Annotated in this window: 7 protein-coding genes; 2 read left to right on the top strand and 5 right to left on the bottom strand. The window is 71.4% G+C overall.

Annotated features, from left to right (window positions below):
• The first annotated feature begins 30 nt into the window (after positions 1-30).
• Both leuB and B2515_RS05650 read left to right on the top strand, forming a co-directional pair.
• Positions 31-1074 (top strand): 3-isopropylmalate dehydrogenase, encoded by a 1044-nt coding sequence (gene leuB / locus B2515_RS05655; protein WP_293874657.1) that lies wholly within the window; start codon positions 31-33, stop codon positions 1072-1074.
• Positions 1071-2168, top strand: a complete 1098-nt coding sequence (locus B2515_RS05650; RefSeq protein WP_293874655.1) for a glycosyltransferase family 2 protein — start codon at positions 1071-1073, stop codon at positions 2166-2168. The genes leuB and B2515_RS05650 overlap by 4 nt, the downstream gene beginning before the upstream one ends.
• 1 nt (position 2169) lies before the next feature.
• Here the strand turns inward: B2515_RS05650 and B2515_RS05645 are convergent, their stop codons facing one another.
• From B2515_RS05645 to B2515_RS05625, 5 genes are all read right to left on the bottom strand, one after another.
• Positions 2170-2652, bottom strand: coding sequence for a MarR family winged helix-turn-helix transcriptional regulator (locus B2515_RS05645; protein ID WP_293874653.1), 483 nt, complete (start codon positions 2650-2652; stop codon positions 2170-2172).
• Positions 2649-3836: an HlyD family type I secretion periplasmic adaptor subunit gene (locus B2515_RS05640; protein WP_293874652.1), complete on the bottom strand. Its 1188-nt coding sequence runs from the start codon at positions 3834-3836 to the stop codon at positions 2649-2651. The genes B2515_RS05645 and B2515_RS05640 overlap by 4 nt, the downstream gene beginning before the upstream one ends.
• A complete protein-coding gene (locus tag B2515_RS05635) occupies positions 3833-5977 on the bottom strand; it encodes a type I secretion system permease/ATPase (protein ID WP_293874651.1) in 2145 nt (714 codons plus the stop codon). Before B2515_RS05635 ends, B2515_RS05640 begins: the two co-directional genes overlap by 4 nt.
• The gene (locus B2515_RS05630) at positions 5974-7209 is read right to left on the bottom strand and encodes a TolC family protein (protein ID WP_293874650.1); all 1236 of its coding nucleotides are present in this window, start codon (positions 7207-7209) and stop codon (positions 5974-5976) included. Before B2515_RS05630 ends, B2515_RS05635 begins: the two co-directional genes overlap by 4 nt.
• A gap of 190 nt (positions 7210-7399) precedes the next feature.
• Positions 7400-12991, bottom strand: a 5592-nt coding sequence (locus B2515_RS05625) for a BapA/Bap/LapF family large adhesin (RefSeq protein ID WP_293874649.1), incomplete at its 5' end; no start/stop codon positions are given.

Here is a 12991-nt window from a genome sequence, read left to right as displayed (position 1 = left end):
GACGCGCGGGGGCGCGGCAAGGCAGGCGCCATGGCATTGATCGCACTTCTGCCGGGCGACGGCATCGGCCCCGAGGTTATCCAGCAGGCACGACGCGTGCTCGACGCGCTCGATCTCGACCTGCGCTACGAGGAGGCGCCGGTCGGCGGCGTCGCCTATCACACGCTCGGCCATCCGCTGCCCGAGACGACGCTGGACGTCGCGCGGCGCGCGGATGCGCTGCTGTTCGGTGCGGTCGGCGATCCGACCTGCGACAATCTGGAACGCGCGCTGCGGCCGGAGCAGGCGATCCTCGGGCTGCGCAAGCACCTCGGCCTGTTCTCCAACCTGCGGCCGGCGACGCTGTTCGCGGGGCTGGAGGATGCCTCGGCGCTGAAGCCGGAGATCGCGCGGCAGATCGACCTCGTCATCGTCCGCGAGCTGAACGGCGACGTCTATTTCGGCGAGAAGGGTCGCCGCACCACCGCCGACGGCCTGCGCGAAGGCTATGACATCATGAGCTATGACGAATCCGAGGTGCGCCGCATCGCGCGCGTCGGATTCGAGACGGCGCGCCGCCGCAAGGGCAACCTCTGCTCGGTCGACAAGGCGAACGTGCTCGACACCTCGCAATTGTGGCGCGACGTGGTGATCGAGGTGGCGGCGGACTATCCCGACGTGACGCTGACCCACATGTATGTCGACAATGCCGCGATGCAGCTGGTGCGCAATCCGGGCCAGTTCGACGTGATCGTCACCGGCAATCTGTTCGGCGACATATTGTCGGATCAGGCGTCGATGTGCGCGGGGTCGATCGGCATGCTGCCGTCGGCGAGCCTCGATGACGCGGGCAAGGGGCTGTACGAACCGATCCACGGTTCCGCCCCCGATATCGCCGGGCAGGGCAAGGCCAATCCGTGCGCCGCGATCCTGTCCGCGGCGATGATGCTGCGCCATTCGCTGGGGCAAGGCGCGGCGGCGGACCGGATCGAGGCTGCGGTGGCGCGTGCGATCCGCGACGGCGCGCGCACCGCCGATCTGGGCGGCACGATGACGACCGCCCGGATGGGAGACGCGGTGCTCGCCGGTCTGTGAGCGCGTTGCTCGAGATCGCGGTCGTCATCCCGACCTTCAACGAGAAGGCGAACGTGCCGACGCTGATCGCGAGGCTCGATCAGGCGCTGGCGGGGCGGCGCTGGGAAGCGATCTTCGTCGACGACGACAGCCCCGACGGCACCGCCGACGCCGCGCGCGAACTGGGGCGGCTCGATCCGCGGGTGCGGGTGATCCATCGCATCGGCCGCCGCGGCCTGTCCTCGGCGTGTATCGAGGGGATGTGCGCGACCGCCGCGCCCGTCGTCGCGGTGATCGACGGCGACCTGCAGCATGACGAGACGCTGCTGCCCGCGATGCTCGACCTGCTCCAGCGCGACGCCGAGCTCGATCTGGTCGTCGGATCGCGTTTCGTCGCGGGCGGCGGCACCGGCGACTGGGACCGCGACCGCGTCGCCAAATCGGCCTTTGCCACCCGGCTGTCGCGCAAGGTGCTCAAGGGCGACCTGAGCGATCCGATGAGCGGCTTCTTCGCGATCCGGACCGACCATGCACGGCGGCTGGCGCCCGAACTGTCGGCGATCGGGTTCAAGATCCTGCTCGACCTGATGACCGCGAGCCCCATCGCGCTGCGCTTCGCCGAGCTGCCCTATACGTTCCGCGTGCGGACGGAGGGGGAGTCGAAGCTCGATCACGTCGTCGCGATGGAATATCTGATCGCGCTGTACGACCGGATGTTCGGGCGGTTCGTGCCGGTGCGGTTCGCGATGTTCTCCGGCATCGGCGTACTCGGCGTCGGTGTGCACATGGGGGTGCTCGGGCTCGCCATGCTGCTGGGGGCGGCGTTCCTGCCGGCGCAGATCATGGGCGCGGTGGCGGCGATGACGTTCAACTTCCTGCTCAACAATGCGCTGACCTATCGCGACCGCCGCCTGAAGGGGGTGCGCCAGCTGCTCGACGGCTGGGTGTCGTTCTGCGTCGTCTGTTCGGTCGGGCTGGTCGCCAATGTCGGCATCGCGGCGTTCGTCCACGATTTTCGCGACGGCGGCGCCGCCGCCTCGGCCTTGATCGGCATCCTCGTCGGCGCGGTGTGGAATTACGCGCTGTCCTCCAAATTCGTCTGGGGACGCTACTGAGTCACCCCTGGCCGCGGACCGGTCCGGGGTGGAACGACCGGGGCGTAGCGGCGGCATCCTGTCCGGTGCCGTCGGGGGTTTCGAACAGATGCTCCAGCATCGCCGCCATCGCCATCTGGCCCCGTTCGGTGAGGGCGACGTGGACGCGGCGATGGTCGTTGGGATCGGGATGGCGGGCGATCAGGCCGCTTTCCTGCAGGCGGTCGATCCGCCGCATCGCCCCCGCCGCGCTTTCGCCCGACATCAGCCGCAGGTCCTTGACGCAGAGCCGCTCCCCCGTACCGGCGGCGACGAACAGGTCGAGCATCATGTCCCAGGCGGGATCGACCAGCAGGTCGCGTGGCAGGACGGTGCTCATCGTCGCGCGCAGCTGGCGGGCATGGCGGGCGCGGGCAAGCAGCGCGGCGGACATCGGCCGGCGCGAGGGGGCATCGCCATAGCGGGCGGCGGCACCGCAGCTTTCGTCACCACGGGGCGGGGTCATCGTTCGCGCAACGCTTCCTGCGCGCGATTCAGCGGCTTCAGCAGATATTGCAGGACGGTCTTGCTGCCGGTGTGGATATCCACCGTCGCGACCATGCCGGGGGTGATCGGGAAGCGCTTGCCCGCCTTGTTGGCCAGCGAGTCCGCGTTGGTGCGGACGAACACGCGGTAATAGAGCGTCTCCGGCTTCACCTCGTCGCGGATCGTGTCGGGCGAGATGCTGGCGACAATGCCGTCGAGCCCGCCATAGACCGAATAGTCATAGGCGGTGACCTTCACCTTCGCCGCCTGCCCCGGGCGGATGAAGGCGATGTCGCGCGGCTGGATGTGCGCCTCGATCAGCAGCCGTTCGTCGAGCGGCACGATCTCCATGATCCGGCCGTTGGGCGGCACGACGCCGCCGATCGTCGATACCTCGATATTCTTGACGACGCCGCGCACCGGCGAACGCAGGGTGAGCCGCGACAGCGTGTCGGAGCGGCCGCGGACGACGGGGGCGAGGCTGTCGACCTCTTCGGTGACCTTGGCGAGGTCCTGCCGCGCCTCGACCATATATTGCGAGCGGAGGTCCGCCTTTTTCAGCGCCATGTCGGCGCGCTGGCGTTGCAGGCGCAGCACCTCGACGTTGCTCGCCGCGCCGACCGCGATCAGCGACTGGCCGATCGTCACCTCGCGCCCGATCAGCGCCAGACCCTGGTCGATCAGGCCGAGCGAAGATTGCAGGCTGCGGCGGCGCGTCTCGTACAGCCGCGTCTCGGCGGCCTTGAGATCGGGATAGCGATCGAGCTCGGCGGGGAAGGACAGCGGCGTGCCGTTCGCCTCGGCACGGAGGCGGGCGGCGCTGGCGAGCGCGGCGCGGTATTTGGCGGCGCTTTCGTCGACGGTCGACCCCGCCTGCGTCGGGTCGAGCTGCGCGAGCAACTGGCCCGGCGTGACGATATCGTCCTGCCGCACCAGCAACTTGGCCAGGATGCCGCCCTCCAGCGATTGCAGCACCTGTTCGCGGCTGGTCGGCACCACCCGCGCCTCGCCGGTCGCGACCTCGTCGAGGCTGGCGAACCAGGCCCAGCCGAGCGCCGCGGCGAACAAAGCGGCGAGCAGCCAGACCAGCCGCCGCGCGGTGACGAGGCGGGTTTCGCCGTCGCCGCCGAACAGATGGTCGTCCTCGATGGCCAGCGTGGTCATGCCGCGGCACTCCGGGTTCCGCGCATCGTCGCGAGGATATGGTCCTTGGGCCCGTCGAGGACGATGCCGCCATTGTCGATGACGACGATACGGTCGACGATGTCGAGCATGCGCGTGCGGTGGGTCGCGACGACGAGCGTGCGGGTACGGCTCCAGAGTCCGAGCTGCTGGATGAAGTGGCGCTCGGTCGCCTCGTCCATCGCCGCGGTCGGTTCGTCGAGTAGCGCGACCATCGGCTGGCGGAGCAGCAGGCGGGCGAGCAGCAGCGCCTGCACCTGCCCGCCGGACAGGCCGAGCCCGCCCTCCTGCACGACATGGCCGAGGCCGTCGCGCAGGCGGCGGACCATGCCCTCCGCGCCGACCGTGGCCAGCACCGTCATGATCTCGCCATCCGCGGCGGCGGGCGCGCCGAGCGTCAGATTGTCGCGCAACGTGCCGTGGAACAGCCGGCTGTGCTGGGTGAGCAAGCCGACGTCGCGGCGCACGTCGGCGGGATCGACCTGATGCAGCGCGAGGCCGTCGAGCAGCACCTCGCCCGACACTGGCTGAAGCATGCCGGACAATCCCTGCAGCAAAGTCGACTTGCCAGCGCCGTTGCGGCCCAAGAGCGCGATCCGTTCGCCCGCCGCGATGTCGAGCTGCGGGACGGAGAGGGCGGGCGGGGCGTTGGGATCGACATAGGTGAACACCGCCGAACGGAGCGCGAAATCGCCGGTGACCGCGGGCAGCGGGATGCGGTGATCGGCATCGGCGCTGTCGACGGGCAGCGCCATGATCTGGTTGAGACTGCCCATCGCCACCTTCGCATGCTGGAAGCGGCCGAGCAGTTGCGTCACCTGCGCCATCGGCGCCATCATCCGCGATCCGAGGATCGAGGTGGCGACGAGCACGCCGGTGGTGATGTCGCCGGCGATGACCAGCGGCGCGCCGACGAAGATGATCGCGGCATAGACGCCGTTCTGCACGCTCTGCGTCCAGACCGACAGGCTGTTGGTGAGGCCGCGCAGGCGCAGTTGCGCCTCGCCCGCCACGGCATTGTAATGGTTCCACTGATGGTGGAAGCGCTCCTCGGCCTGGAGGACCTTGATGTCCTCGATGCCCTGGATCGCCTCGACCAGCATCGCGTTGCGCAGCGAGGATTCGCGCATCGATTCGGTGGCGAGGATGCGCAGCCTGCGCTGGGCGAGCAGGCCGGGCAGTAGCAGGAGCACCAGCGCGCCGAGCGGCACCAGCGCGAGCGCGCCGCCGATATACCAGAGCAATGCGAGGAACAGCAGGAAGAAGGGCATGTCCGCGACCGTCGCGACGGTGGTCGAGGTGAGCATGTCGCGGACCTGGTCGAGGTCGCGCAATTGCGAGATGAAGGTGCCGGTCGAGGCGGGCCGCGCGCGGTTGCGGACGCGTAGCGCGTGGCCGAAGACGCGGTCGGAGATGCGCAGGTCGGCGCGCTTGCCGAGGACGTCGACGATGTTGGTGCGCAGACGGCGCAGCACGAAGTCGAAGCCGATCGCGATCAGCACGCCGACGAACAGGATGGTGAGCGTCGGGATCGATCCCGCCGGCACTACCCGGTCGTAGACCTGCATGGAGAATAGGACGCCGGCGAGGCCGAGCAGGTTTGTCACGACCGAGGCGGCCATGACATGGCCGTAGGAGGGGGCGTCGCGCATCAGGATCTGGCGCAGCCAGTGATCCTCGAACGGGCGGATATAGGTGTCGACGCGCAGGTCCGGGGCGGAGCGCGCGGGGCGCGGGGTGACGAAGCCGGTGGCCGCGGCGACGAGGTCGGCGAGGGGGAGGCGGGTCTGGCCGCCGCGGTCGCCGGGCAAGGTCAGGCAGGCATAGCCGTCGCCGTCGACCCCCTCGATCAGCGCGATCTCGCCGTCGGACAGGCGCGCGATCACCGGCAGCCGCCAGCCGGTCAGCCGGACGTCGCGCGGCGCGGCGAAGCGGACGGTGAGGCCGGTGGCGCGGGCGAGCGTGCGGATGCGGGCGTCGTCGTCGCCGCCGAGGTCCCATTGCGCCGCCAGCCGTGCGCGCTGTTCGGAGACGGGCAGGCGATACTGGCGGGCGACGCGCCCGAGCAGTTCGAGCCAGCCGTCGATGCCGGTGGCAGGCGGGACCGCCAGCAGGGCGCTCACAGCGTCACCCCGCGGACGGCGGTGCCGGCGAGGCCGAAGGCGTCGCGCATCCGGCCGGAGAGGAACAGGCAGTCCACCTGCAACCGGCGCAGGTCGTGCGCGGTGTTGACCGCTTCGTAGCGGACCTGCTGCAATTCCTGTTCGGCGTTGAGCAGGTCGACGAGCGTCCGCGTTCCCATTTCGAGATACTGGATGCGGTAGAGCCGGCCGGTCTCGCGCATATTGTCCTCGCGCGCGGTCAGCGTCGCGCCGAGCCGCGACAGGCTGTCGATCTGCTGCTGCGCCTCGGCGAGACGCTGTCCGGTTTCGTTGCGGACGCGCTTCGCGCGCGCCTCCGCCGCGTCCAGTTCGTAGGAGGCGCCGCGGACCCGTGCCCTGGTGAGCCCGCCGGCGAAGATGGTGCTCGTGACGCGCAGGCCGACGTTGTAGATGCTGCGCTGGCCGAACGGCGAGGCGAAGTCGGTCGAGGCGTCGCCGCCCAGTGCCAGCGTCGGATAGCGATCGGCGCGGCTGCGGCGCAGATAGGCCGATGCGCGCTCGGTCTGCGCGTCGGCGGCCATCACCGCCGGCACGGTGTCCCAGTCGGACGCGGGCTGCGCGCAGCTGCGCATCAGCCAGTCGGGGACGTTCGCCGACACGGTCGCGGGCGGTGCCGCACGGCCGAGCAGGAAGGCGAGGTTGCTCGCCCAGCGACGGCGCTCCGCCTCGATCGTGGCGAGGCTGGCGGTCGTCGCCTCGACCCGCGCCTGCGCCTGCAACGCGTCCGAGCGGGTCGCGGCGCCCATCGTGGTGCGCTTGCCGACCAGTTCGCCGATCTGGCCGATGCTGTCCGCCTGATCGACGGCGATCGCGTGCAGCGCTGTCGCCCGCTGCAGCTCGATCAGCGCATAGGCCGTGTCGCGGATCAGCGTGTCGACCGCCAGCAGCATCTCCGCGCGGCCGACGCGGGTGCCGGCGCGCGCTGCGGCGACATCGCTCGACACCTTGCCGAAATCGTACAGCATCTGCGACGCGCCGACCTGCGGGCGGGGGCGCCACGTACCGGTGACGCGGCTGTCGTAGCCGCTGCCGACCCCGGCGCTGACCGTCGGCAGATAGCCGGCGCGGGCGGCCGCGACCTCTTCGCCGCGGGCGTTGAGCGCGCCCGCCGCCTCGATGACCGACGGGTGCCAGGCGACCGCCTCGCGCGCGGCATTTTCCAGCGTTATGGGGGCGCCGGTATCGGCGGCCATGCCGCCGCCGCAGATCCCGATTGCCAGCGCGACAATTGTCGCCCGTATCGCAAAATGACTATGGCAATAGTCCATGATGGTCCGATCCTCTTCTGTTATCCAGAAGAGGGCCGGGACCTTTAATAAACAGTGTAGGGGTGCTGACCTTTACAGAAATCAGCAGCAATACTTTAGATGCGTTCTGGTTTGTTCAAACAACATGATTGGTTGTAATTCCATAACGGTCGTGATCTTCGGGGGAAACGACAAGGTAATCGAGTGGATCGGCGATGGCGGGCATCGCGCTGTTCATGACCGAAACCGGATGGTCCGTCGCCGGCATCGCGCCATGCGGATCGTCGGTCTGCGTCGCGAGATAATGGGTGAGCACGTTCTCGAGATCGCCCTGTCCCTCGAACAGATCGTAGGCGGCGAGGCTGATGGCCGTGGCTTCGGGCGCATGCGTCGTCGCCGTGCCGGGGGCGATGGCGCCATCGAGGGCGATGACGTCCGATTCCACGCTGCCGAAGGCCGTGATGCCGGCGAGCGCGGCGGTCGCGGGCCCGTCCCCCGGTACGTCGATCGTGACGGTCAGCGTCGCGACCGAAGTGGCGCCGTTCGGCTGCACCAGATGATAGGTGAAGCTGTCGACCAGATCGACCGCGGAATAGGCCAGCGTCGCGCTCGGCTGATAGCTGTAGCCGCCGGTTTCGTTGACGGTCAGCGTGCCGTACCGTCCGGTGAGGACGACCGGCGTGTCGCCGACCTCGGCAAAGCCGGTGCCGCGGTCGACGTGCAGCGCCGCGAACGGGGTGCTCGCCGTATCGTTGGCGAACAGGTCGCCCTGCACGGTTTCGCGCGTCGCCAGTTCGAAGCGGTCGAGCAACGTCGTCGTCGTGCCCAGCGAGACGGTGCTGCCGAAGCCGAGCACGGCGGTGCCGCTGCTGACCGAATAGCTGTAGTTGCCGGCGGGCAGGTCATCGAGCACGAAGGTGGCGGTGGGGACGGTATTGCCGAGGCTGACCACCGACAGGACCGACACGTTGCGGATCACGGCGTTGCCGGCATCCCGCACGATCAGATTGTAGGTCGGCAGCAGCGCGAGATTGTCGGTGCGGGCGACGATCGTCACGTCGGCGGTGGTGTTGGCCTGCACCGTGAAGCCGCTGTTGCCGCTGCCGCCCAGCACGCCGGTGTTGTAGGTGAACGCGGTGACCGGCGGAGCGACGACCTCCACGTTGCGATAGGTGACGTCGGCGATCGCCGCATCGTTCACCGCCAGCGGCGCGCCGGCGATGTCGCCGCTGCCGATCGTGATCGACAGGCTGGCGCTTTCGCGTTCGTTGTCGCTCGGATCGATCAGCGTATAGGTGAAGACGTCGGTCCGGCCGATCGCCGCGGCGTTGGCGTCGGGCGTGTAGGTGTAGCTGCCGTCGGTGTTGATGACCAACGTTCCCCAGTCGCCGTCGACGATCGTGCCATTGGCGGTGACCGCGGTGACGATGCCGTTGTGGGTGACGCTGTCGACCCGCGTCGCGGCGCTGACCACGTCGACCGCGCCGCCGGGACCGGGATCGGTGATGACGTTGCCGCTGCCCGGCTGCGGGACGACCGACTGGATGTCGGTGAAGTCCGAATCGCGGCCGTTGACGATGAGGTCGCCGAGCACGCCGATGCCGGCAAGCCCGCCGTCGAAGGTGACGAAGGCGCGGTAGCTGCCCGGCCCCAGCGTCTCCGTCGCGACCAGATTGTCGCTGAGCAGGCCGAGTTCGAGCAGGGTCCCGCCCGCCGTGCCGTTGACCGCGACCCAGTTGGTGCCGTCGAACCGCTGCACGACGACCGCATAGCCGCCGCCGAGGCCGAGCGTGAGCAGGCCGTCATAGGTGAAGGTCGCATCGAGGCTGTGGCCCGCGGCGACGGTGAACTGGACGTTGGGGATGGCCAGCACCTGCGCCTGCAGATTGACCAGCCCGAGCGCGACCAGCGCCACGTAATTGGCCGAGCCGGCGTTCACGTTCGTCGTCACCGGCACGATGTCGATCGAGGCGGTGTCGGTGTTGCCGAACGCCTGGATATCGAACGGGGCGACCGCGGTGGCGGCACCGGAGACGTTGCCGGCGCCATCGGCCTGCGTCGCCGATACGGTGGCGCCGGTGAGCTGGACGGGCGAGAGCGGCACGGAGAAGCTGCCGTCGCCGGCGACCGTCGCGGTGCCGAGCAGCACGCCGCCGGCGCGCACCTCGACCCGGGCGCCGGGTTCGCCGGTGCCGGTCAGTGCGGTGCCGTCGCCGCTGACCGTCAGGCCGGCGGGGGGCGGCGGCGCGGTGAGATCGGGCGCGGGCGCGTTCGTCGGGCCGGACAGGTTGCCCGCCGCATCCCGCTGGGTCGCGACCAGCGCCTCGCCGTTGCGCTGCGGCGTGGTGAGCGTCACCAGATAGCTGCCCGAGCCGCCGACCACGGCGGTGCCGAGGATCGCGTTGCCCGGACCGGTGATCGTCACCGTCGCCCCGGGTTCGCCGAGGCCGGTCACGACATCGCCCTGGCCGCCGACCGTGGCGGTCGGTGCGGCCGGCGCGGTGAGATCGGGTGCGAGAGCGGGGATCGAGGGCGAGGCGTTGCCGGCCGTATCGGCCTGTACGACGCCGAGCCGTTCGCCGTTGCGCTGCGCCACGTCGAGCGTCGCGACATAGCTGCCGTCCGCCGCCACGATCGCGGTGCCGATCGGGGTGCCGGCCGGGCCGGTGACGGTGATCCGCCCGCCGGGGACGCCGGTGCCGACGACGGCGGCGCCGTCGGGGGTGACGGTGGCGGTGGGGGCGAGCGGCGCGGTGGTGTCGGGCGCGAGGGCGGCGGCGGGTGGCGAGACGTTGCCCGCCGCATCCCGCTGGGTGACGGCGAGCGTCTGGCCGTCGGTCTGCGGCTGGTCGAGCCTGACGCTGTAGCTGCCGTCGGCGGCGACCGCGGCGGTGCCGAGGATCGCGCCGCCGGCTGCGGCGACGGTCACCGTCGCGCCGGGTTCGCCGGTGCCGGTGACGAAGCCGCCGTCCGCGGACACCGCGGCGACCGGCGTGGCGGGTGCGGTGCTGTCGGGGGCGAGCGCCGGGGCAACCGGCGACGGATTGCCGGCGGGGTCGCGCTGGCTGGCGCCGAGCAGTTCGCCGTTGGTCTGCGGGACGGTCAGCAGCGCGGTATAGCTGCCGTTGGCGGCGACGAGCGCGGTGCCGATCACCGCCCCGCCGGGGGCGGTGATGGTCACGGTCGCGCCGGCCTCCCCCGTGCCGGTGACGCTCGCGCCATCGGTCGAGACCGTGGCGGTCGGCGCGGCGGGTGCGGTGAGGTCGGGCGCGGCGAGGCCGGTGGCGGGCGAGACGTTGCCCGCCGGATCGGCCTGCGTCACCAGCAGCGCCTGTCCGTTCGCCTGCGGCGTGGTCAGCGTGATCGTATAGCTGCCATCGGCGGCGACGAGCGCGCTGCCGAGCGCGCCGCCCGGACCGGTGATGCGGACGGTGGCGCCTGCCTCTCCGGTGCCGGTGACGGTCGTGCCGGTGGCGTCGACGCCGGCAGTCGGCGCGGCGGGCGCCGTCAGGTCCGGTGCGACCGCATTGGCGGCGGGCGAGGCGTTGCCGGCGGCGTCCGCCTGGGTCGCGGTGAAGGCTTCGCCGTTCACCCGCGGCGGCGCGAGCGCGATCGTGTAGCTGCCGTCCGCGGCGACCGGGGCGGTGCCGACGATCGTCCCACCCGGGCCGGTCAGCGTGACCGTCGCGCCGGGTTCGCCGACGCCGCCGGCGCTCGTCCCGTCGCTGGCAATGACAAGGGTGGGGATCGCGGGGGCGGTAAGGTCCGGCGCGACCGCCACGACCGGGGGCGAGGCGTTGCCGCCGCCGTCGGTCTGCGTCGCGGTCAGCCGCTCGCCATCGACCTGTGGCGTCGACAGCGTCGCGCTGTAGCTGCCGTCCGCGGCGACGGTGGCGACGCCGATCGGCGTGCCGGCGGGATCGAGGATGACGATGCGGGCGCCGGCCTCGCCGCGGCCGGTCACTGTCGTGCCGTCGGTGGACACGGTCGCGGTGGGGGCGAGCGGGGCGACCAGATCGGGGGCGGTGGCGATGGCCGGGGGCGAGACGTTGCCGGCGGCATCCGCCTGGGTGACCGTCAGCGTTTCGCCATTGGTCTTCGCCGGGGTCAGCGTCGCGGCATAGGCGCCGTTGGCGGCGACGGTGGCGGTGCCGAGCGTCGCGCCGCCGGGGCCGCGGATCACGACCGTCGCGCCCGCTTCGCCGGTGCCGGTCACCACGCCGCCGGTCGCATCCAGCGTCGCGGTGGGGGCGAGCGGGGCGGTCAGGTCGGGGGCGATGGCGGTCGCGGGGGGCGAGACGTCGCCGTCCGCCTCCGTCTGGGTGACCCGGACGGTTTCGCCGTTGACCTGCGGCGGCGACAGCGCGACGCTATAGCTGCCGTCGGGATTGGCGGTGCCGGTGGCGATCACCGTACCGGTCGCGTTATAGACGGTGATCGTCGCACCGCCGAGGGCCGTGCCGGCGACGCTGGCACCATCCGTGCCGACCGTCGCCGTGGGGGCGGCGGGGTCGGTATCGACGACCAGATCGGGTGCGGTGGCGCTGACGGCCGGCGAGACGTTGCCCGCCGCGTCGGCCTGCCGCACCGACAGCGTCTCGCCGTCGGTCTGCGCCGCCGCGAGGGTGACGGTGTAGCTGCCGTCAGCGGCGACCGTAGCGGTGCCGATCGCGACGCCGAGCGGATTGCGCACGGTGACGGTCGCGCCGGCCTCGCCGGTGCCGGTGAGCGTCAGGCCGTCCGCCGCGACGCTGGCGGTGGGGGCCGCGGGGGCGGTCAGGTCCGGCGCGGTCAGCGGGGTGGCGGGCGAGACGTTGCCGGCGGCGTCCGCCTGCACGACGCGGAGCATCTGGCTGTCGACCTGCGGCGTGGCGAGGGCGACGCTGTACGTGCCCTGCGCGGTGACGATGGCGGTGCCGAGCGACGTGCCGTCCGCCGCGCGTACGGTGACGGTCGCGCCCGCCTCGCCCGTGCCGGACACGATCGTGCCGGTCGGATCGAGCGCGGCCGGGGGGGCTGGCGGCGCGGTGATGTCGGGCGCGGTCAGCGGGAGAAGGGGGGAGACATTGCCCGCGGCATCGGCCTGACCGACGGTGAGCGCCTCGCCATTCGCCTGTGCCGGGGTGAGCGTCGCGGTATAGCTGCCGTTCGCGGCGACGGTCGCGGTGCCGATCGCCGTACCGGCGGCGTTGCGCACGGTGATCGTGGCACCGGCCTCGCCGGTACCGGAGACGGTTGCGCCGTCCCCGCTGATGATCGCCGTCGGTGCGGCGGGTGCGGTGACGTCCGGCGCGGTGACGCCGACATTGGGGGAGGCGTTGCCGGCGGGGTCGCGCTGCGTCACCGACAGCGCTTCGCCGTTCGCCTGCGCGGGGGCGAGGGTGACGGCATAGCTGCCGTCGGCCGCCACCGCGGCGCTGCCGATCGCGGCGCCCGCCGGGCCGGTGATCGTGACGGTCGCGCCGGGTTCGCCGGTGCCCGACACGATCGTCCCGTCGCCGTTGATCGTCGCGGTCGGCGCAGCGGGGGCGACGAGGTCCGGCGCGCGCGCATCGGTGCTGCCCGAAACGTTGCCAGCGGCATCCGCCTGCGTCGCGCCGAGCCGCTCGCCATTGATCTGCGCCGGGCTGATCGTGGCGGTATAGCGGCCGTCCGCGGCGACGACGGCGGTGCCGATCGTCGCGCCGGCGGGACTGGTGATGGTGACGGTCGCGCCGGGTTCGCCGGT

This window comes from Sphingomonas sp. UBA978 (assembly GCF_002292295.1).
GTDB lineage: Bacteria > Pseudomonadota > Alphaproteobacteria > Sphingomonadales > Sphingomonadaceae > Sphingomonas.
Note: the sequence above shows the minus strand (reverse complement) of the source record. Positions and strands in the feature narration are given on the sequence as shown.

Bases quoted from the DNA above. Each gene is read 5' to 3' on its own strand.
- leuB (WP_293874657.1), top strand. From the start codon at position 31: ATGGCATTGATCGCACTTCTGCCGGGCGACGGCATCGGCCCCGAGGTT.
- B2515_RS05645 (WP_293874653.1), bottom strand. From the start codon at position 2,652: ATGACCCCGCCCCGTGGTGACGAAAGCTGCGGTGCCGCCGCCCGCTAT.
- B2515_RS05640 (WP_293874652.1), bottom strand. From the start codon at position 3,836: ATGACCACGCTGGCCATCGAGGACGACCATCTGTTCGGCGGCGACGGC.
- B2515_RS05630 (WP_293874650.1), bottom strand. From the start codon at position 7,209: ATGGCCGCCGATACCGGCGCCCCCATAACGCTGGAAAATGCCGCGCGC.